At 66.0% G+C, this 20,549-nt stretch carries 15 protein-coding genes; 6 read left to right on the forward strand and 9 right to left on the reverse strand.

The window, feature by feature from the left end; translation table 11 throughout:
* Nucleotides 1–51: 51 nt before the first annotated feature.
* Nucleotides 52–927: an EamA family transporter RarD gene (gene rarD, locus HV675_RS20805; RefSeq protein WP_175112982.1), complete on the reverse strand. Its 876-nt coding sequence runs from the start codon at nt 925–927 to the stop codon at nt 52–54.
* Nucleotides 928–1,179: 252 nt separating this feature from the next.
* Between rarD and HV675_RS20810 the strand changes: the two genes are divergently transcribed.
* On the forward strand, nt 1,180–1,968 hold the full coding sequence (locus HV675_RS20810; RefSeq protein ID WP_175112983.1) for a sulfite exporter TauE/SafE family protein: 789 nt from the start codon (nt 1,180–1,182) through the stop codon (nt 1,966–1,968).
* Nucleotides 1,969–2,376: 408 nt separating this feature from the next.
* On the opposite strand, the gene HV675_RS20815 is transcribed toward HV675_RS20810, so the two are convergent.
* Together HV675_RS20815 and HV675_RS20820 are read right to left on the reverse strand one after the other, a co-directional pair.
* Nucleotides 2,377–2,628, reverse strand: coding sequence for a hypothetical protein (locus HV675_RS20815; RefSeq protein WP_175112984.1), 252 nt, complete (start codon nt 2,626–2,628; stop codon nt 2,377–2,379).
* Nucleotides 2,629–2,941: 313 nt separating this feature from the next.
* Nucleotides 2,942–4,984, reverse strand: a complete 2,043-nt coding sequence (locus HV675_RS20820; protein ID WP_246270438.1) for a D-(-)-3-hydroxybutyrate oligomer hydrolase — start codon at nt 4,982–4,984, stop codon at nt 2,942–2,944.
* Here HV675_RS20820 and HV675_RS32555 point away from each other — a divergent pair.
* The gene (locus HV675_RS32555) at nt 4,902–5,420 is read left to right on the forward strand and encodes a hypothetical protein (protein WP_246270445.1); all 519 of its coding nucleotides are present in this window, start codon (nt 4,902–4,904) and stop codon (nt 5,418–5,420) included. The two genes, HV675_RS20820 and HV675_RS32555, sit on opposite strands and share 83 nt — an antisense overlap.
* Nucleotides 5,421–5,510: 90 nt before the next feature.
* Here the strand turns inward: HV675_RS32555 and HV675_RS20825 are convergent, their stop codons facing one another.
* Nucleotides 5,511–5,858, reverse strand: coding sequence for a BON domain-containing protein (locus tag HV675_RS20825; protein ID WP_175112986.1), 348 nt, complete (start codon nt 5,856–5,858; stop codon nt 5,511–5,513).
* A 624-nt stretch (nt 5,859–6,482) separates the two neighbouring features.
* Between HV675_RS20825 and HV675_RS20830 the strand changes: the two genes are divergently transcribed.
* The 3 genes from HV675_RS20830 to HV675_RS20840 all read left to right on the forward strand — a co-directional run bounded on the left by HV675_RS20830 (nt 6,483) and on the right by HV675_RS20840 (nt 10,518).
* Nucleotides 6,483–8,339 (forward strand): TAXI family TRAP transporter solute-binding subunit, encoded by a 1,857-nt coding sequence (locus HV675_RS20830; RefSeq protein WP_246270428.1) that lies wholly within the window; start codon nt 6,483–6,485, stop codon nt 8,337–8,339.
* 246 nt (nt 8,340–8,585) lie between these two features.
* Nucleotides 8,586–9,239 carry a 2-hydroxychromene-2-carboxylate isomerase gene (locus tag HV675_RS20835; RefSeq protein WP_175112987.1) on the forward strand — a complete coding sequence of 218 codons (654 nt, stop codon included), beginning with the start codon at nt 8,586–8,588 and terminating at the stop codon, nt 9,237–9,239.
* Nucleotides 9,240–9,513: 274 nt separating this feature from the next.
* Nucleotides 9,514–10,518: a LysR substrate-binding domain-containing protein gene (locus HV675_RS20840; protein WP_175112988.1), complete on the forward strand. Its 1,005-nt coding sequence runs from the start codon at nt 9,514–9,516 to the stop codon at nt 10,516–10,518.
* Nucleotides 10,519–10,697: 179 nt separating this feature from the next.
* Here the strand turns inward: HV675_RS20840 and xdhC are convergent, their stop codons facing one another.
* The 3 genes from xdhC to xdhA all read right to left on the reverse strand — a co-directional run bounded on the left by xdhC (nt 10,698) and on the right by xdhA (nt 15,401).
* Nucleotides 10,698–11,276, reverse strand: coding sequence for a xanthine dehydrogenase accessory protein XdhC (gene xdhC / locus HV675_RS20845; protein ID WP_377700566.1), 579 nt, complete (start codon nt 11,274–11,276; stop codon nt 10,698–10,700).
* Between the two features lie 17 nt (nt 11,277–11,293).
* Nucleotides 11,294–13,690, reverse strand: a complete 2,397-nt coding sequence (gene xdhB / locus HV675_RS20850; RefSeq protein WP_175112989.1) for a xanthine dehydrogenase molybdopterin binding subunit — start codon at nt 13,688–13,690, stop codon at nt 11,294–11,296.
* 181 nt (nt 13,691–13,871) lie between these two features.
* On the reverse strand, nt 13,872–15,401 hold the full coding sequence (gene xdhA, locus HV675_RS20855) for a xanthine dehydrogenase small subunit (protein ID WP_175112990.1): 1,530 nt from the start codon (nt 15,399–15,401) through the stop codon (nt 13,872–13,874).
* Between the two features lie 372 nt (nt 15,402–15,773).
* Here xdhA and HV675_RS20860 point away from each other — a divergent pair, with 372 nt between their 5' ends.
* Nucleotides 15,774–17,015, forward strand: a complete 1,242-nt coding sequence (locus HV675_RS20860; protein ID WP_175112991.1) for an MFS transporter — start codon at nt 15,774–15,776, stop codon at nt 17,013–17,015.
* A gap of 218 nt (nt 17,016–17,233) precedes the next feature.
* Here HV675_RS20860 and HV675_RS20865 read toward each other — a convergent pair whose 3' ends face one another.
* Together HV675_RS20865 and HV675_RS20870 are read right to left on the reverse strand one after the other, a co-directional pair.
* Entirely contained in the window at nt 17,234–18,463 is a 1,230-nt protein-coding gene (locus HV675_RS20865; RefSeq protein ID WP_175112992.1) for a pyridoxal-phosphate-dependent aminotransferase family protein, read from the reverse strand.
* 283 nt (nt 18,464–18,746) lie between these two features.
* Nucleotides 18,747–20,423 (reverse strand): bifunctional aspartate transaminase/aspartate 4-decarboxylase, encoded by a 1,677-nt coding sequence (locus tag HV675_RS20870; protein ID WP_175112993.1) that lies wholly within the window; start codon nt 20,421–20,423, stop codon nt 18,747–18,749.
* Nucleotides 20,424–20,549: the final 126 nt, after the last annotated feature.

Consider the following 20,549-nt stretch of genomic DNA (forward strand, 5'->3'; position numbering starts at 1 on the left):
AACGGCCGTGGCGGGACCGCCAGTTTAATCATGAAATGCACCGGCTTTGTGCTATTGACGCACGAGCCGCACGCGCGCGAGGCCTTCGAGCGAATACACGGCAAGCGCGGCCCAGATCGCGCCATAGCCGACCAGCTGCACGCCGCTGAACGGCTCCCGGTAAATCAGCACGCCGATCAGCAATTGCAATGAAGGCGTCACATATTGCAGCAGGCCGAGCATCGACAGCGGAATGCGGCGCGCGCCGGCTGCGAACAGCAGCAACGGAACCGCGGTAATCGGCCCGGCCAGCGCGAGCAGCACCCGGGTTGCGGGCGGCGCGGCGCTAAAACCGCTGTCGCCGTGCCACGACAGCGCGGCCAGATACAGCGCGGCGAGCGGCAGCAGCAGGATCGTTTCGAGCGTGAGTCCTTCGAGTGCACCGAGCGTCGCGGTCTTGCGCAGCAGTCCGTAGCCGCCGAAGGTCAGCGCCAGCGCGATGCTGACCCACGGCGGCCGGCCGTTTTGCCAGGTGAGCCACAGCACGCCGGCCGCGGCGATCGCCACCGCGAGCCATTGCACCGGGCGCAGCCGCTCGCCGAGGAATGCGAGGCCGAACAGCACGCTGATCAGCGGCGTGACGAAGTAGCCGAGGCTCGCTTCGACAATATGGCCCGCGTTGACCGCCCAGATATAAATTCCCCAATTCGCGGACAATAGCGCCGCGCTCGCCGCAAAGCGCGCGAGCAGACGCCGGTCGCGCAGCACCGGCCCGAGCCAGCGCCACTGCAGGCGCGCGGTGAGCACGATAAACAGGAACAGCATCGACCAGATCATGCGGTGCGCGAGAATCTCGAGCGGCGCGATCTGATGCAGCGATTTGAAGTAAACCGGGAAGAGCCCCCAGATCGTGAAGGCCAGAAACGCGTAGACGACGCCGTAGTTCATTATGGTGAGCGGGACCGGAAACTTCGCGTGGCCATGCGGCAGGCAGCGGCAGGTCGCGTAAGCATGCAACAAGATGAGGGGAAATATATTGTAAGCTTCAGGTCACACAATCCATAACGCAAGATCGCCGCTTTTGCGGCAAGCAGGGCTTTTCGGTGCACCCACCCGTCAATTTCCACAAAAAAATGGCTGATCCGGTGCAATCAGCCAATCTTAAGGGCGGTCCGCCGTCCGACCCAACGTCCTTCCCCGATGTCTTTTCCTCATATTGAACCGCTGTATTCCTTCTCAGGTCTGTTCGTCGGTTTCCTGGTCGGTTTGACCGGCGTCGGCGGCGGCTCGCTGATGACGCCGATTCTCGTGCTGCTGTTCGGCATTCACCCGGCCACCGCGGTCGGCACCGATCTGCTGTATGCGTCGGTGACGAAAGCGACCGGCACGCTGGTGCATGGCGTGAAGGGTTCGGTCGACTGGCTCGTCACGCTGCGTCTGGCGGCGGGCAGCGTGCCGGCCGCGACGATCACGCTGATCCTGCTGCATCGCTACGGCATGGATTCGCCGCGCGGCAGTGCGCTGATTCAGTTCGTGCTCGGCGCGGCACTGCTGATCACCGCGATTGCGCTGGTATTCCGGCCGCAACTGGCGGCGTTCGCCGCGCGCAACCGGCCGGCGCCCGCGCACGGCAACACGCTCGCGCTCACGATCCTGACCGGCGCCGTGCTCGGCGCGCTCGTCACGCTGACCTCGGTCGGTGCGGGTGCGATCGGTGTGACGGTGCTGCTGCTGTTGTACCCGGCGCTGCCGGTTTCGCGCATCGTCGGTTCCGATATCGCGCATGCGGTGCCGCTCACGTTGCTCGCGGGCGCGGGCCACTGGCTGCTCGGGTCGATCGACTGGTCGCTGCTGCTGTCGCTGCTGGTGGGATCGCTGCCCGGCATCGTCGCGGGCAGTCTGCTGTCGGCGAAAGCACCGGAGAAGGTGTTGCGCCATGTGCTCGCCGCGACGCTGACCGTCGTCGGCGTGAGACTGGTGATGGCCTGAACGGGACGTGAGGGTGTGGTTGTGGCGCGCGGCGTGCGGGATGAGCGGCGCGACGCCATCCACCGGGCGACAAAGGCCGTGAAATCGCCGCGCGCTGCGGGATGAACGTCGGGATGTTGCCTGCCGGCCGTCAAGCGTCGTCAATTCGCCGGGCTATGCGGCATGAAGCCGCAACCGTTGTACGCCAGACGACGAACGAACGCCATAAGCCTGGACGCCGCGAACGCATGACAATGCGCGACGCGAACCGTGTGGTGCGATACGGTATGAACGCCGCGATCACTGCACGCAACGCGACGAAGGCCGTCAGCTGTTGTTAGCCGTTAGCCACGACGACACTGCGGCATGCCCACGCGCGAAACACGCCGCACAGTGTGCCGCAGCCCGCCATCGAACGAACGCTGACTTCTACTTGAAGAAGCGGCAGTTCAGATCCGTTTCGAATTCGCGAACCCACCGGCCGGCGCTGTCCTCGTGATACGACTGCGCCCAGCCGCCGCGGCGTACTGTCACGAGCCTCGCCTGCGCGTTGTCGTGCGAATCGATCGTTGCGGTCACATCGAAATGCGCGGGCGCGAAGCCATGCCGCGCGCACACCAGTTCGAAAGCTGCCCGTTCGCCGATCGGCAAGTCGGTGTATCTCAAGAGTATCGTGTCCATCGTGCTCGACTCCGATTCCGATACCTCACACTACGACACCACGTAGGTAAATTATGTGTCATGGCGCACGAGCCACCTATATATCCGAAGCGGCCCTGCCGTGCGCAATGCGCGGCAGCGCACGAAGCATCGCGTGCGAGCGCGTGAATCGATGCGCAATGAATCGACGCCTGGGATCGATGCCTGGGATCGACGCCTGGGATCGACGCCTGAAATCGGCGCCTGCAGTCAACGCTTCGAATCTGCGCTTCGGATCAATGCTTCGAATCAACGCCCGGAATCAACGCTTCGGATCGACGTCCGCGATCGGCATCTAGCGCGGCACGCTGACGATGCCCGCGCCCACCTTGATCGCATTCGACGCCGGACTGCCTGCGATCGGCGGCAGGTTCGACGTGCTCAGCGCCGGCCCGGCGCCCGGCGTACCGCCGCGCGGCAGCGTGCGGATCACCTGTGACGGCGGCAGCGCCGCGCCGCTTTTCAGATGACTCCACATCAGGTTCAGCGCCTGCAGGTTGTAGTAATGCAGCGGCACGAAGCGGTTATCGAAGCCCGCGGTGCTGAGGAACGCATCGAAATGCTGCGCGTTCGTCACTTCGTAGAAAGACAGCTGGCTCTTCGGCCCTTCGGCGAGGCTGTTCATCGCGAGGTACGCGCGCGACGCGTGATTGACCGGCACCAGCGCATCGCTGCGGCCCTGCACGATGATCGCCGGCTTGCCGTGCAGATTTGCGTTCACGCGGATCGCATTGACGTTCGTCTGCATCCGCACGTCGCCGTTCGCCCACAGCGCGCGCAGGCAGAGCGCGCCGGTGAAGCTCGCATCGGCGGTCGCGAGCCGGTGATCGACGCCCGACGGCGTGATGTTGAACACGAGGTTGATGCCGTTGGTCGGCGGCACGCCGTTGCCGAGACCGAAGACGGTCGGCATCGGCGAGAGCGCCGGCGTCACGCCCGCGGCGCCTTGCGCGTTCGTCGTGCCGAAGCTGAAACCGCACAGGTTGTCGGCGACATTCGACTTCGTGTACGCGTTCGCGTAGGTGACGGCCACCGCCGGCACCGCCTGCGAGTCCCACATCGGCGCCTGCAGCAGATCGGAATCCGTTTCGTAACCGGCCGCGTGCAGACGGTTCAACGCATCGGTCGATTGCGTCGCGAGATCGCCGCCGCTCACGAGGTTGTTACCGGCGAGCGCGGCGCAGCGCGCCACGCGAATTGACTGGGTGGTGGTGGACGGCAGCGAGGACAGATACGGCGCGCCGGCCGCCGCGGACGCTGCCGCCGCACACGGTTGCAGCAGGTTCGCGTAGGTCATGTAGTCGGCAAGCGGCGCGCCCGCGGACGCAATGCGCACACCGCCTTCGAGCACCTGCGCATTCGGCGCCATGTTCAGGTTGATCTGCGGCTCGCCGACCACCACCGCGGTGATCCAGCCTTGCGTGTCCTGTTCCGCGGCCGCAAGCGATGCACCGCCGCCGTTGCTGACCGACGCCGCGATCGTCGTGATGCCGCCCGGCTGATACCGCACGCCGTGACGCGAGCTGTCGACGAGCGGGGCGAACTGCTGGTTGAGCGCCCAGTACGCGAACTGGATCGCTTCGAGCGTGTCCTTGCCCCAGTCCTGTTCCGGGTTCTGCTGCGAGTGCGCGTGCTTGTACGCATAGCGGTTCTGAAACGCCTGATTGAAGCTCGCGAGCGTCGACGGCGCCAGGTTCGCGCTGAAGAGGCTCTTCACGCCGGCGGCGCCTGCATTCGCGAGCCGGCCGTCGATCAGCGTGACCAGGTTGGTGATCAGTTCATGCGCGCCGTTGCCGCCGCCCTTGTCGGTATAGGCGACCGCGCAGCCGCGCTTCAAACCCCATTCGCCGGCTGCGGAAATCGCGCCATACACGCCGCGCGAACCCGACGAGGTCGCGGTGACGATACATGGATTCGCCGGATCGAAACTCGCTGGCACCTGCACGAGCAGCGTCACGTTCTGGCGGCCGCTGCCGTCGTCCGCGTACGCGAGGTATTCGGTGCCGGGAATCTTGCCTTCGCCGAGCGTGTCGTTGCCGTTCAGGTCGATATTCGGCCCCCAGAAGCGGCCGTACCCGCCGTTCGCGGTGATGTCGACGAGGGCGCGGTAGTTCGACCAGATCGCGAGGCGCCGCAGCTCGGCAGCGCTCGGCGCGGCCGGGTTCGCGAAGCCCGGCGCATTGCCGGCGAGGCCGGTCTTGCCGAGGCCGGCGGTGAGCAGATCGTCGGTATTGCCGTCATAGGCGACGGTGGTCATGCTGTTCGACACGATGAAATTCGGCATCGTGTTGACCGGCGGGCTGCTGTCGCCGCCGTGCCCGCAGCCGGATGCGAGCATGCTCGCGCAGCATGCGGCGAGGGTAAAACGCAAGGACGGGATGGACGGCATGGTTGTCTCCCTCGCGAGCTGGCGCTTTGGCGCTTTGGCACTTTGGCACTTTGGCACTTTGGCACTTTGGCACTTCGGCACTTCGGCACTTCGGCACTTCGGCGCTTTGGCACTTCGGCGCTTTGGCACTTCGGCGCTTTGGCACTTCGGCGCTTCGGCGCTTCGGCGCTTCGGCACTTCGGCGCACGCGCCCCGCGCCGCGCAACTCCGGCCTGGCGCTCGAGCCCCTATCGGGCGTCGTACGGCGAACCGACGGGCGTTCGCGCTTCAGCACCTGACCGGGTCCCACGCCGAACACTGCATCGCACACCGCATCATCGCCAGCCAACCGCCGCGCATAAAACAGAACGGGCTTCGGAGGCAATCCGAAGCCCGTTCATCATAGCGGCTTAATCGAACCCCGCGTGGCCATCCGGCGGCCCCGCCTGGTCCCGCGCAACATGCCCATCACATGTTGCGCGTCATCGCGCGGCAGTTACTGCTGCTGCACGTTCAGCTTGTTCGACACCGACGCCACGCCGGCCACGCCCTTCGCCGTCGTGCCGGCGAGGTCGATCTGGCCCTGGTCGGGCACCGAGCCGGTCAGCGTCACAGCGCCGCCCTTCGCGCGCACATTGATGCTCGACACGTCGAGACCCTTCGCCTTCGCGAGTGCAGCACGCACTTTGTGACCCAACTGGCGGTTCGCCTTCTTGTCAGCCTTCGCGCTGGCTGCCGGAGCCGTTTGGGCGTCCGCAGCCGCATCGCTTGCCTGCGCGTACACATTGCACGCGACCATCACTGCCACCACGCCACCCAGCGCCTTCAAAACTGCCGATTTCATGTTTTCTCCTTTTTCACTTCGGATTGGACCCGGTCGGGCCTGACCGCATCGCGGCTTCGTTACGACTTCGTTCAAACGAGCCGACGCGTGTGTGCGGCAGCGCGCAACCGCCCAGCCAGCAAGGACGGGAAGACGCGCGCCGGCACGGCGTCGGCCGATTGACGGGCGCACGCTGCAAGGCGAGAGACGAGAGGCGGGAAAACGGGAACGGCCGCGATTGATCCGATTGCTTGCACCGCGCATGAAACGCGACTGCATGACAGTAGCCGGCCGGCCCGGCGCCGCGCGGCTGCGCAGACGCCCGGTTCTTGTGACCGGATCGTGCTTGCGCGTGCGCTGTTGCGCGGCAGCGCCGCCAATTTAATTCAGGCTGACAAAATTCGCAAAGCTTTTAACGCCGGTACGCGGATGTTCCGCTCAAATGTTGCGCGGCCGACGAAAAACCGCTTGCATGCGCACGCACTTCGTACTCACGATTTGTTACGGGTTTATGGCCCGCGCGCCGGCTGCCGCACGCGCATTCTCATGTACCATCGGCGCGAGTACGGGCACCCTGCCGCCGCCATACCACCGCCATCAGTACTCCGTTTCGACAGCACGCCGACCCAGCCGTCACGCACTCCAATGACAGACTCCACCGGCCCCGACAGCGATCCGAAGCCTGCAGCCAAGGGCAACCCCGACGCCCATCCCGAGGCCGGGCGCGGCGCCGCCCTGCACGCCGATGCCCAGGCCGACGCGCGGGCCGACAGCAAGGCCGGCACCAAGGCCGATTCCAGGGCCGATGCCCAGGCCGACCTCCAGCCCGGCGCGAAGCGCCCTCGCCTCGTTGCGCGCTTCGTCGCGATCTCGTGGCGGGATCTCGCGGTCACGTTCGGCCCGATCCTGCTGATCAGCGCGGTCGCGATCTGGGCCGCGGTGCGGCTGATCCAGCCCGCGCCGCCCGCCACGCTGACGCTCAGCGCGGGCCCGCACGGCAGCACGTTCTGGAATGCCGCGCAGCGCTACAAGGAAATCCTCGCGCGCAACCGCGTAACGCTCAATGTGCTGGAATCGGAAGGTTCGGCCGACAATCTGCGGCGCCTCACGGACCCGAAATTCAACGTCGATGTCGCATTCGTGCAGGACGGCATCGCGCAAGGCAAGACCGACGGCCTGATGTCGCTCGGCAGCGTCGCGTATGTGCCGGTTGCGATTTTCTACCACGGCATGACGGTCGATTATCTGTCGCAATTCAAGGGTCAGCGCATCGCGATCGGCGCCGAAGGCAGCGGCACGCGCGAACTCGCGCTGGCGCTGCTCGCGGCAAACGGCATCACGCCGGGCGGCCCGACGAAGCTGTTGCCGCTGTCCGGCGACGAGGCGGCGAAAGCGCTCGTCGACGGCAAGATCGATGCGGCGTTTCTGACCGGCGATTCCGCGCAGCCGCCGGTGATGGTGAAGCTGTTCCGCACGCCGAATATCCAGTTCTACGACTTCACGCAGGCACAGGCGTACGAGGGGCGCTTTCCGTACCTGACGCGCATCGCGTTGCCGATGGGCGCGCTCGATCTCGGCAAGAACATACCGGCGCAGACGTTGCAGATGGTCGCGCCGACCGCCGAACTGGTCGCGCGCACGTCGCTGCACCCGGCGCTCTCCGACCTGCTGATCGAGGCCGCGCGCGAAGTGCACGGCAAGGCGAGCGTGCTGCAGCGCGCGGGCGACTTCCCGGCGCCGCTCGCGCACGACTTCCCGATCAGCGACGACGCAGCGCGCTATTACAAGTCGGGCAAGAGCTTCCTGTACCGCGCGCTGCCGTTCTGGATCGCGAGCCTCGCGGACCGGCTGCTGGTCGTGCTGGTGCCGATCATCGTCGTGCTGATTCCAGGCTTGCGGCTCGTGCCGTCGCTGTACGCGTGGCGCGTGCGCTCGCGCATCTACCGCTGGTACGGCGCGCTGATCTCGATCGAGCGCGGCGCGCTGTCCGAAACGTCGCAGGCCGAGCGCGAGGCGCTGATCGAGCGGCTCGATGCGATCGAGGAAGCGGTCAACGGGCTCAAGATGCCGCTCGCCTATGCGGACCAGTTTTATGTGCTGCGCGAGCATATCGGTTTCGTGCGCGAGCGGCTGATGCATCCGCGGGACGCGCATGGCGACCCACACGGCGACGCGCAGGCGGATGGGCGCGGTGGGCCGGCGGCTGCGCCTGCCGGTGGCGCAGGTGACGGGGAGGTGGCGGGCGGCGCGCAGGCCGCTCGATCGGAGAACACCGCCAGCGCGGGCGAAGCGGGCGAAGCGGGCGAAGCGGCCGAAGCGGTCGATTCGGGCGAAACCGCGCAGCCGGCCGCCACCAGCACCGGTGCGACGGCCGCCGGAGGGGAGAAAATCGCCGGCGCGGCTGAAACTGCTGATCCGGCTGAAACCCCGCGGCCGGCTACCGCCAGCCCCGCGACCGCCGAAGCGTCGACCGCCGGCACCGGGCGCAACGACCCCGCGTAGCGACAGCACGCTGCGCCGTCCCGAGCAGCGCCTTTGGCATCACGGCGGCGGCGCCGCAAAGGTCCGCGCAGCTTCAGCACATTTGCCACGCATTGAACCGCCGATGTCCCGCTGCGGCACGTCCGGTGCTGCGCACCGGTCCGGCTTTGCGTAAGATCGAGGGCAACCGGCACGGCGCCCGTCAGAAACGCCCGACTGCACGTTCGGCAGCGGCGCCTTGCCACACTGGAAATCCCGGGAGACATCATGACCGATGGCATCGACGCCACGCAGCCACTGTGGTTTTACGACTTTGTCTCGCCGTTTTCGTACCTGCTGCTCGAACAGCATGACAAATGGCCGGGCCTGCCGTTCGTGATGACGCCCGTCCTGCTGAACGAGCTGTACGGCCACTGGCGGCAGCGCCTCGCATACGACGTTCCGGCCAAGCGCATTTTCACCTATCGCTATGCGCTCTTTCGCGCGGAGCAACTCGGCATTCCGTTCAAGATGCCGCCGCTGCATCCGTTCGATTCGATCAAGCCGATGCGCCTCGCGGCGGCGCTCCACGCGGACGTCAATACGGTGCGCGAAATCTTCCGCTTTATCTGGCGCGAAGGCCGCGACCCGTCGACACCCGAGAACTTCGCGCTGCTGTGCGAGCGCCTCGGCATCGCGGACGGACCGGAACTCGTCGAACGTGAAGAAGCGAAAGCGCAACTGCAGCGCAACACCGCCGACGCGATCGCGCTCGGCGTATTCGGTGTGCCGACGTTCTGGCTGAACAAACAGCTGTTCTGGGGCGAAGACGCATTGCCGATGGTGCTGTATTGCGCGCGCACGCCGAACTGGCTGGAGTCGAAAGAGGTGAAGCGGATCACGTCGCTGCCGTCGGCGTTCCCGAAGTCGAAGACGGTGTGACCGCACGCGGGCGCCGCAACAGGCCGCTTCCGCGCGGTGCGCATATCGCCCCGCAGGCGTGCCCGCAGCGCGCGAGCGGCATCCGGCTCCCGCCCGGGCGGCATGTAATGCCCGCCATACCGGGCCCGCTATGCCCGGCGCGCCCGGTATGGCCTAAGGTTAGGCAAGCGCACCGACATGCCGCACCCTGCTTCGCCGCGCACCGCGCCGTGCGGTTTTCGCCGCTTCGCCCAACCTGACCGACGACACCGACGACACCGACGACACACCCATCGTGGACGATCCCGCCGCTTCCCTCGATATCTGGCTCGTGCGCGTGCTGCGCACGCTGCTCGTCGAGCGCAGCGTCACGCAGACGGCGCTGCGTCTGAACCAGACGCAGCCTGCGATCAGCACCGCGCTGCGCAAGCTGCGCGAAACGCTGAACGATCCGATTCTCGTGCGCGGCAAGTCGGGGATGGTGCCGACCGAGTATGGCGAGTCGCTGCTCGCCACCGTGCAGCAGGTGTTGCGCGACGTCGATTTCGTCGCGACGCCGCATGGCGACTTCGATCCGGCGCGCTCGCGCCGGATCTTCCGCATCGCGGCGCCCGACTATCTGAACGATTTCTTTATGCCGACCGTGATCGCGCAATTCCGCGACGCGGCGCCGCACGCGCGGCTCGAGATCGAGTCGCTCGGCCCGCTGCTCGATCATGCGACGGCGCTCGATACCGGCGAGCTCGATCTGGTGATCGGCAACTGGCCGAAGCCGGACGAACGCTTCGAGCGCAGCGACCTTTTTTCGGACACGGTCGTCTGCATGATGCGCGCGGACCATCCGCTCGCGCAGACGCCGCTCACACGCGACGCGTATCTGGCGGCGCCGCACCTTGCGCCGACGCCGTACAGCGGTGGGCGCGGCGGCGCAATCGATGCGGGCTTCGCGCGTGCGGGCGCGCAGCGCCGGGTCGTCGCGATGCTGCCGTACTTCGGGCTGGTGCCGCATGTGCTGCTGCACTCGGACCTGATCTTCACGACGACGCGGCGTTTCGCGATGCATTACGCGGCACTCCTGCCGCTCGCGGTCGTCGAGGTGCCGATTCCGTTTCCGCGTATCCGCTGCTATCAGATGTGGCATCCGCGGACCGACCGTCCAAGCGACCTCGGCTGGCTGCGCGGCGTGATGGCGCAGGTATCGGCGGGGCTGATTGCGCCGAGGCCGCGGCGCGCGCGGCAGGACGCCGGGGCGGCCGCGCCGGCCGATGCGGATGAAGCGCGGGCGCGGGCGAGAATTTGAGCGCGGGGTAGAACATTGCCTGGCTTGCGAGGCGACCGCGTTACACGGCCGCGATGTGTAGCCGCTTCATGCAGGCGCTTTATGCGGGTGCTATATGCGAGTGCTATATGCAGGCGCATCGCACAGCCGTTATACAGCCGTGTCAAACAGCCGCGTTACGCAGTCGTTACACAGCCGCGTTACACAACCGCATGATCAACCAACCGCGACGCGCCATAGCACGCAGCATGCTGCGCGCCACGCACTTGCAGCAGCTCCGCGCATACCGCCAGCGCAATCGCATGCGGCGCCTTGTCGACGATGCCGTCGATACCGATCGGGCAGGTCATCGCGGCGAGCCGCGCCGGGTCGACGCCGCGCTCGATCAGCCGGCGCTCGAATTTCACGCGCTTTGTCTTCGAGCCGATCATCCCGAAGTAGGTGAAATCGCGCCGCCGCATGATGCGCGTCGTCAGTGCGAAGTCGAGCGCGTGGTTGTGCGTCATCACGAGAAAGTACGCACCCGCCGGCGCGCTGTCGACGAGCGCATCCGGTGTGTCGGTCGCTTCGATCTGCACGTTCGCCGGCACCTCGTCCGGGAACAGCTCGTCGCGCTCGTCCACCCAGTGCACGACGCACGGCAGGCTGCCGAGCAACGCGATGAGCGCGTGTCCGACGTGGCCCGCGCCGAACAGCACGATATGCATCGGCATCGTCCGCACATTCGTGCGATGGCCGCGCAAGCCACTGCTGTTCCGACCGGTCTGCGACGCCGGCATCGAGAAACACGAGTTCATCATGAGCGGCTCCGTGGCGCGTCTGCCGCGCGTTGAGTGCGCATCGCGCGCACCGCGCCGACCGCGCTGAGAATCGCTTCGCTGGTCGCCGGCGCGTTCAGCGGCGGATTCACTGTGTAGTCCGCGACGCTCGCCACCGCATCGCGGATCGCGAAAAACACCGAGAGCGGCAACAACAGCGGCGGCTCGCCAACCGCCTTCGAGCGGTGAATGCTGTCCTCCGCATTGCGGTTTTTGAACAGGTTCACGCGGAAGTCCGGCGGCATATCGTTGACGGTCGGAATCTTGTAGGTGGACGGCGCATGCGTCATCAGCTTGCCCGTCTGGTTCCACCACAGCTCTTCGGTGGTGAGCCAGCCCATGCCCTGGATAAACGCGCCTTCGACCTGGCCGATGTCGAGCGCCGGATTCAGCGATGCGCCGACATCGTGCAACGCATCCGCGCGCAATACGCGCATCTCTCCGGTCAGCGTGTCGATCACCACCTCGGAGACGGCTGCGCCATACGAGTAGTAAAAGAACGGGCGGCCTTGCAGCTTCGCCTGATCCCAATAGAGCTTCGGCGTCGCGTAGAAACCGTCTGACCACAACTGCACGCGCGCGAGATACGCGTTCGCGATCACTTCGTCGAACGGCACCACCACATCGGCGACCCTCACGCTGTCGTTCGCAAAGCGCACCGCGGCGGCCTCCACCTGAGCGGCGCCGTAGCGCCCGGCCGCAAACGCGGCGAGCCGCTCGCGCAACTGGCGCGCGGCATCCTGCGCGGCCTTGCCGTTCAGATCCGAACCGGTCGATGCGGCCGTCGCCGACGTATTCGCGACCTTGCTCGTATCGGTCGCCGTCACGCGCACCCGGCCAAAGCGGATACCGAGCTCATGCGCGACGACCTGCGCGACCTTCGTATTGAGCCCCTGCCCCATCTCCGTGCCGCCGTGATTCACGAGCACCGAGCCGTCGGTGTAGATATGCACGAGCGCGCCGGCCTGGTTGAAGTGCGTGACATTGAACGCGATGCCGAACTTCACCGGTGTCAGCGCGATGCCTTTTTTCAGCACGCCGTTGTGCGCGTTGAATTCACGAATCGCCGCACGGCGCGCGCGGTAATCGCTGCTCGCTTCGAGCTCGCCGATCAGCTCGTGCAACACGTTGTCTTCGACAATCTGGCCGTACGGCGTCTGGTTGCGCTCCGTCTTGCCGTACAGATTGCGGCGCCGCACGTCGAGCGGATCGAGTCCGAGCGAGCGCGCGACATTGTCGACGATATATTCGATCGCGAACGCGCCCTGCGGTCCGCCGAAGCCGCGAAACGCGGTGTTCGACTGCGTGTTGGTCTTGCCGCAGAAGCCCGCGATCGAGACGTCCGGCAGCCAGTACGCGTTATCGAAGTGGCACACTGCGCGCGTCATCACCGGGCCCGACAGATCGGCGGAAAAACCGCAGCGCGACGTCATGTCGACCGACACGCCTTCGATCGTACCGTCGTCGTCGTAGCCGACTTCATACGCGTAGTGGAAATCGTGCCGCTTGCCGGTGATCATCATGTCGTCGTCGCGGTCCGGGCGCAGCTTTACCGGGCACAGCAGCTTCCATGCGGCCAGCGCCGCGCAGCACGCGAACAGCCCCGATTGCGATTCCTTGCCGCCGAAGCCGCCGCCCATGCGCCGGCATTCGACCAGCACGTTGTGCGACGCGACGTTCAGCACATGCGCGACCAGATGCTGCATCTCGGTCGGATGCTGCGTCGAGCACCAGACATGCATGCCGTCGTCGTCCTTCGGCACCGCGTACGCGATCTGCCCTTCCAGATAGAACTGCTCCTGGCCGCCGAGCAACATCTCGCCGGCCTCGCGATGCGCGGCGCGCGCGATCTTCGTGCCGGCTTCGCCGCGCGCGAGCTTCAGCGGCGGGATCACGCTCTGGTTTGCCGCGCGCGCCTGCTGCGCGGTCAGCACCGCGGGCAGTTCCTCGTAGACGATCTCCGCGCGACGTGCCGCGCGCCGCGCGGTGTCATGCGAGGTCGCGACGACGATAAACATCGGCTGGCCGACATACTGGACGACGCCATCGGCCAGCACCGGGTCGTCGCCTTTGACGATCGGCGCGCAGTCGTTGTGGCCGGGAATGTCCCCGGCGGTGAATACCGCGACGACGCCCGGCGTCGCGCGCACCTTGTCGAACGACATCGACACGATTTTCGCGTGCGGCTTCTGCGACAGGCCCAGCGCCGCGTGAAGCGTACCGGCGACCACCGGGATATCGTCGGTATAGGTCGCGCGGCCGGCCACGTGCAGATGCGCGGACTCGTGCGGGCGCGACACATGCACCTGGGTGAAATCGGCTAGGTCGGCGAGTTCCTGCGCGTCTTTCAGGAACGGTTCGGCTTGCTGGTTCATGCGGATACATCTCCGTTGCTGACTCGGCGCGCGCGACGTGCGCTCGAGCGTTCGTATTCAGTTCGTCTGCGTGGGATGCCGCGACGTGGTTCTGTTTGGCGGTTCTGCGCGGCGCTTCCATGCAGTGCTTCCGTGCCGCGCTTCTGTGCCGCGCTTCCGCGCGGCGGCTTTCCACCGCCGGTCATTCAAAAGCCGCTGCCGCCTCGACCGCGCGCACATCGAGCGCCGCCTTCGGCAACGGATCGTGTGGCCGCGTTTCGAGCCAGAAGCGATACATCGTGTTCTTCGCCGCCTCGAGCCGGTATGCATCCGTCGCGCGCATATCGGAGAGCGGTGCATAGTCTTTCGCGAGCGCGAGCATCGCCGCCTGCGCGGTCGCTTCGTGCCAGTCCGCGTCCTTGAGCACGCTTTCCGCGTGCGTCGCGCGCTTCGGCGTCGCCGCCATCCCGCCGAATGCGATGCGCGGCTCGCGGATCACATCGCCATCCGCGACAAACGAGAATGCCGCGCACACCGCCGAGATATCGGAATCGAAGCGCTTCGAAATCTTGTAGGTGCGAAAGCGCAGGTCCTTTCGCGCGCCGGCGCGGGTCGGCACCTTCAGCGCGGCGACGAACTCATGCTCCGCCATATCCTTCTTCTGGTACGCGAGGTACAGGTCTTCGAGCGGCAGCTCGCGCTCGGTATCACCGCCGCGCACCACGACGCGCGCGCCCAGCGCGATCAGGCCCGGCATCGAGTCGCCGATCGGCGAGCCGTTCGCGACATTGCCGCCGAGCGTGCCCGCATTGCGGATCGGCAGCGACGCGAAGCGCTGCCACATCTCGGTGAGCTCCGGGTAGTGCTTCGCGAGCGCCGCATACGCGGCTTCCACGGTGACGCCCGCGCCGATGCGCAACCAGCCGTCAGCCGTCTCGATGTTCCGCAGCTCGGCAATCTGCCCGACATAGACGACGTCGCCCAGCTCACGCATCTGCTTCGTGACCCACAAGCCGATGTCGGTGCTGCCCGCGAGAATGCGCGTGGCCGGCCTGTCCTGCTTGATCCGCGCGAGCGCGTCGACGGTGCGCGGCGCGGCGAAATGCTGGCCGGCGTGGTCGTATGCGAAGGTCGCGTCGCGCTCGAGCGACAGCAGCGCGCGCGACAGCGCCGCGGTATCGACGGGCGCGGCCGGCGCGGGCAGCTGGAACATGCGCTGCGCTGCGTCGACGATCGGCCGGTAGCCGGTGCAGCGGCACAGATTGCCGGTCAGCGCGTTGCTCACCTCGTCGCGCGTCGGCACCGTGCGATTCGCGCCGCCGCACTGCTCGCCGTATTCATGGCCGTGCTTCTTGTACAGCGCCCACATCGACATCACGAAGCCCGGCGTGCAGAACCCGCATTGCGAGCCGTGGCATTCGACCAGCGCCTGCTGCACCGGATGCAGCGAGCCGTCCGGCTGGCGCAGGTCCTCGACGGTAAACAGCGCGCGGCCGTCGAGCGTCGGCAGAAACTGGATGCACGCGTTGACCGCCTTGAAGCTGACGCCGCCCAGTTCGTCGCGCTCGCCGATCACGACCGTGCATGCGCCGCAGTCGCCTTCCGCGCAGCCTTCCTTGGTGCCGGTGCAGCGCGCGTCTTCGCGCAGGTATTGCAGGACGGTGCGGGTAACCGGCGCGTCGCTGATTTCGCGGATCGCATGGCGGTGATAGAAGCGGATCGGCTGGCTCATGACTCGTGTCTCGTAACGATTTGTTCTGCACCCGCGCAGGCGGCGCGGATAAGGCGGCGGGGGAATGGTTTGAACGCTATCACCGGCCAACGCGCGAACCCATAGCGCGATCGGCATGCAGCACATATGGCCAGAAAGATATTGAGATAGATAAACGGCCCGTCGGCGCTTATATCGCACGGTCTGTTTCAACCCGCTTCGCCTTTGAATACGCCGCTTCGGCCAAATGCGTGCGACGCCGGGTGGTGACGCCGCGTCGCCGACGCCTGATCTGACACGCTGATACCGGGTATTTTTTAAGCACGTGCTGCAGAAGTACGGCTTCCGTGGGAAAATCACGGTCTTTCGCCGGTTTCAATTCTCGTTTTCCCCATGTCCGCCGATTCTCCCGCCGATTCCCCCTCATCGGGCGCGCCGCGCTCGCCGCGCAATGAATTTGCGACCACGTTGCAGATCATTCCGGTCGTTTTCTTCACGTTCGTCTGCTACCTGACCATCGGCATTCCGCTTGCGGTGCTGCCGGGCTACGTGCACAACGATCTCGGTTTCAGCGCGGTAGTCGCGGGCCTCGCGATCAGCGTGCAGTACCTCGCCACGCTTGCGTCGCGCGCGCTCGCCGGCCGTTCGGCCGATACGCTCGGACCGAAGAAGACGGTGTCGAACGGGCTGATCGCGTGCGGCGCAAGCGGCATCGGCCTGCTGCTCGCCGCGCTCACCGGGCACTGGCCCGCGCTGAGCCTCACGCTGCTGGTGATGAGCCGGCTCGTGCTCGGCTTCGGCGAAAGCCTGTGCGGCACGGGCGCGATCTTGTGGGGCATCGGCCGCGTGGGCACCGCGAACAACGCGCGCGTGATCTCCTGGAACGGTATCGCCACGTACGGCGCGCTCGCCATCGGCGCGCCGTTCGGTGTAGTGATTGCACGCGACATCGGCTTCGCGGCACTCGGCGTCGCGGTCATCGCGCTGGCGGCGACGGGCTTCGCGCTCGCGCGCCTCGTGCCCACCGTGCCGCTCGTGCACGGCGAGCGGATGTCGTACCGCAGCGTGTTCGCGCGGGTGCTGCCGCACGGCCTCGGGCTCGCGCTCGGTTCCGCGGGCTTCGGCTCGATCGCCACCTTCATTACGTTGTTCTATGCGGCGCGGCATTGGCCGAACGCGGCGCTGTCGCTGACGCTGTTCGGCACGATGTTTATCGGCGCGCGTCTGCTGTTCGCGAATACGATCAAGACGTACGGCGGGTTTCGCGTCGCGATCGCATCGTTTTCACTCGAATGCGTCGGTCTGCTGCTGCTGTGGCTCGCGCCGGTGCCGCACGTCGCGCTGGCGGGCGCCGCGCTGACCGGCTTCGGCTTCGCGCTGGTGTTCCCGGCGCTCGGCGTCGAAGCCGTCGGACTCGTGCCGCCGGCGAGCCGCGGCGCGGCGTTGTCCGCGTATTCGGTGTTTCTGGATTTGTCGCTTGGCATTACCGGACCGCTCGCCGGGTATATTGCCGGCGAGTTCGGATATGGCTCGGTGTATCTGTTCGCGGCCATCTCGGCCGCGGCGGCGATTGCGCTGACCACCGTTCTTTACCAGCGGCAGGCGCGCGTGAGCGGACCGTCGGCGGTGGTTTGACGAGGTAGCGCGGCCGCCGCATCGGGCGGACGACGCGCGCCGGCCGTCATCGGGCCGCGCACCCGGCAAACGCGGTCTTGCCGCATTGCGCGACACCGCATTACGCGGCTCAGCATCACACGGCGCAGCGCCGCACGACACGGCATCGCACGGCGCCGCATCCCACACCACCGAATCTCACGCAATCGACGCGCTTCGAATAGCGCGTCGATACAGACTCAATGCGTGCGCGCGTCCGCTTTCGCGCCGCTCGACAACGACTTCTCCAGCGCCGCGACACCCGCCGGCAAATCCACGCCGACACCCAGATCGACCATCGTCCGCCCGAACGCGTGCACGGTGCGGAACAGGTTGTGCGCGCGGCACTGCTCACCCATCTGACCGATCCGCACGATCGGCAGACCGAACGATCCGGAGATCTCCACCTGGTGATGGCGCGAGATATGGCCGCAAATATCAGCGGGGCTCAACGCGCCCGGCGCCTCGATGCCGATCACCGAATTGAGCCGGCATTCATGCGGCGTATAGAGTTGCAAGCCCATCGCGGTAATCGCTTCCTGCAGCGCGTGCGAGCATTTCAGATGGCGCGCGAAGCGCTTCTCCAGTGTTTCCGCGCAGACAAGCCGCAGCGCCTCATGCAGCGCGAGCACGCCGGACACCGGCGCGGTGTAGTGATACCCGGCGTTGTGCCAGAAGTTTTCGGCGAGCGATGCATCGAGGCACCAGTGCGCATTCGGGTGCTTGCGCGACTTCACGCGCTCCCACGCGGCATCGGAAAACGCGACCAGCGACACGCCCGGGATCGACGACAAGCCCTTCTGCCCGCCGGTGATCACCGCGTCGATGCCCCATGCATCCATCTCGAGCGGCATCGTGCTCAACGTGCACACCGCATCGACGATAACCAGCGCACCCGCCTCTTTCGCAAGCGCGGCAATCTGCTGCAGATGATGATTCCACACGGTGTTCGACGTTTCGCCCTGCACGATCGTGACGACTTCAGGACGCTCGCGGCGAATCGCCGCGGCGACTTCCTCGAGGCTCGCGACCGCGCGGTCCGACACCTCGAGCAGCGACACCTGCGCGCCGACGCGGCGGCCCATCTCGGCCATCCGCTCGCTGAAAAAACCATTCTTGATGCTGAGCATGCGCGTGCCGGACCACGCGAGATTCGAGATTGCCATTTCCATCGCGGCCGAACCCGGCCCGGCCACGCCGAGCACCCATTTCGAATTCGTCTGGAACACGTAGCGGGCCATCGTCTTCACTTGCCCGACCACCTTCGCCATCGTGCCGCCGAGGTGGTTGATCACAATCGCGTTCGCCTTCGCGACCGCGGCGGGAATCGGCACGGGGCCGGCGCCCATCATCAGCAGCGGTTCTTCGGGCAGGATCGCATCGAGTGATTCGACCTCGGGACAGGGAACGGTGAACGGTGTAGTGGACATGGTCGGTTGGCAAACGGATGATGGTCGGCGAACAAAACAAACGCGAGGCATGCGCGAAGCAAACGCGAGACAACACGCAAGGCAAACGCGAAGCAAAACGCGAGGCGGCTCATGCAGGCGCCCAATGCAGGCGGTAAAAACAGACCCGCCGGCAGGTCGCCGGCGGGTCGCTTTTTACCGCGTGGTCCGATCATTCACCGATCCGCGCGAATGTGCAAGTTTTTTGACAGCGCACGGACTTCGCAATCACGCGTTTTCAACGTGACCATGGCAAGAACCGCGATCACTTCACCTTGCTCTTGTCGAGGTGCTTGCCGGTCGCCGCATTGAAACGCTCGACATACTCCTCGATCAGCTTGCGCACCGCGCGGCCGATCAGCCGGTAGTCCGACTCGTTCAGGTTCGCAAGCGACACCCGCCCGGACGGGTGCGGCGTGCCGAAGCCGCGCCCCGGCAGCAGCACGACGCGGGCTTCGCGCGCGAGACGGAACAGCAGTTCGGACGGCTGCGTGTTCTTCTTGATCCACTCGACAAACTCGCGCCCGTGCGCGCGTTCGCCCAGAAACTCCATATCGAGGATCGTGTAGTAGTCGACCTGATTCGGATCGTCGTCGTCGAACGAGATGCCGATCTCTTCATACAGCGCGCGCTTGCGGCTGCGAATCAGGCGCTTGAGCGCGCACTTGTAGGCATCGGGCGTATCCATCAGCGAGAACAGCGAAAACAGCACCATCTGCACCTGCTGCGGCGTCGACAGGCCCGCGGTGTGATTCAGCGCGACGGTGCGGCTGTCGGCCACCAGCCGGTCGATAAACTTGAGCTTGTCCGGCTCGGTCGTGATCGACTCGTAGCGGCCGTGCAGTTCCTTTTTCACGTCCTTCGGCAGCTCGGCGATCAGCCGGTCGAGCACGTTGTCGCGATGCGTCGCGATCGCGCCGAGACGCCAGCCGGTCGCACCGAAGTACTTCGAATACGAATACACCAGAATGGTGTTCTTCGGCGCGAGCGCGAAGAGCGACACGAAATTGTCGGCGAACGTGCCGTACACATCGTCGGTGAGCAGGATCAGATCCGGCCGCTCCTTCACGATATCGGCGATCTGCTCGAGGCTCTCGTCGCTGATTCTCACCGACGGCGGGTTGCTCGGATTGACGAGGAAAAACGCCTTCACCTTCGGATCGCGCAGCTTGTCGAGTTCGGCCTTCGAGTACTGCCAGTTATTTTCGACAGCCGCGTTCAGATTGATCACGTTCAGCTGATAGTCGTTCAGACGCGGAATCTCGATGTACGGCGTGAAGATCGGCATGCCGAGCGCGATCGTGTCGCCGGCCCGGATCAACCGGTTCTCGCGCATCGTATTGAAGATGTAGGTCATCGCCGCGGTGCCGCCTTCGACCGCGAAGACATCGAACTCGCCGACGAACGGGTGCTTGCCGATCATCTCGCGCCGCAAGTATTGCCCGACGATAATCTCCGAGAGCTTGAGCATCCGGTCCGGCACCGGGTAGTTCGACGCGAGAATGCCCTCGCACATCTCGTAGAGGAAGTCGCCGGCCGACAGCCCCAGCTGATCGCGCACGTACGACACCGCGCCGCGCAGAAAGTCGATGCCGGGCACACCCCGGTTCTCGCGCAGAAACAGTTCGAAGCGCTCGGTCAGGCCGTCGCGTTTCGGAAAGCCGCCGACGCCCTCCGGCATATGCGCGAACGAGCGCTCCGCTTCGCGCATCGCAAAGAGACCCAGTTGCCAGAAGCCATGGCGCGGAATGGTCGCGAGAAAGTTCGGGTTGCCGCGGCCCGCATTGAGCATCGCGCTATTCGCAGGACGTTCGACCGCGCCGCCGCCCGCCGCCTTGATCAGTTCGTCCTTGAACTCGAACGGGCTCAGTGCGGCGAGCTTCGCCTGTTCGCTGCTGCTCGCGCCGTCTGCCGCGCTGCTTGACGATTTGCCCTTTGTCATGATGCGTCCTCCAGTGAATGAGAGAAATGTAGGGGGGCGCCGCCAGGTGGCCCCCATGCGCCGTCTCGTCGCGCGCGCCGATGCATGGCGGCGATCTCCGTACCGCGGGAACCGGCTGGCGCATGA

Source organism: Paraburkholderia solisilvae, from assembly GCF_902859875.1.
GTDB lineage: Bacteria > Pseudomonadota > Gammaproteobacteria > Burkholderiales > Burkholderiaceae > Paraburkholderia > Paraburkholderia solisilvae.

Coding starts and splice junctions, on each gene's coding strand:
- HV675_RS20835 (WP_175112987.1), top strand. CDS start 8,586: ATGACCGATGGCATCGACGCCACGCAGCCACTGTGGTTTTACGACTTT.
- HV675_RS32555 (WP_246270445.1), top strand. CDS start 4,902: ATGCTGTTCGACACGATGAAATTCGGCATCGTGTTGACCGGCGGGCTG.
- xdhA (WP_175112990.1), bottom strand. CDS start 15,401: ATGAGCCAGCCGATCCGCTTCTATCACCGCCATGCGATCCGCGAAATC.
- HV675_RS20870 (WP_175112993.1), bottom strand. CDS start 20,423: ATGACAAAGGGCAAATCGTCAAGCAGCGCGGCAGACGGCGCGAGCAGC.
- HV675_RS20860 (WP_175112991.1), top strand. CDS start 15,774: ATGTCCGCCGATTCTCCCGCCGATTCCCCCTCATCGGGCGCGCCGCGC.
- HV675_RS20830 (WP_246270428.1), top strand. CDS start 6,483: ATGACAGACTCCACCGGCCCCGACAGCGATCCGAAGCCTGCAGCCAAG.
- rarD (WP_175112982.1), bottom strand. CDS start 927: ATGAACTACGGCGTCGTCTACGCGTTTCTGGCCTTCACGATCTGGGGG.
- HV675_RS20820 (WP_246270438.1), bottom strand. CDS start 4,984: ATGCTCGCATCCGGCTGCGGGCACGGCGGCGACAGCAGCCCGCCGGTC.
- HV675_RS20825 (WP_175112986.1), bottom strand. CDS start 5,858: ATGAAATCGGCAGTTTTGAAGGCGCTGGGTGGCGTGGTGGCAGTGATG.
- HV675_RS20865 (WP_175112992.1), bottom strand. CDS start 18,463: ATGTCCACTACACCGTTCACCGTTCCCTGTCCCGAGGTCGAATCACTC.
- HV675_RS20810 (WP_175112983.1), top strand. CDS start 1,180: ATGTCTTTTCCTCATATTGAACCGCTGTATTCCTTCTCAGGTCTGTTC.
- xdhB (WP_175112989.1), bottom strand. CDS start 13,690: ATGAACCAGCAAGCCGAACCGTTCCTGAAAGACGCGCAGGAACTCGCC.
- xdhC (WP_377700566.1), bottom strand. CDS start 11,276: ATGCCGGCGTCGCAGACCGGTCGGAACAGCAGTGGCTTGCGCGGCCAT.
- HV675_RS20815 (WP_175112984.1), bottom strand. CDS start 2,628: ATGGACACGATACTCTTGAGATACACCGACTTGCCGATCGGCGAACGG.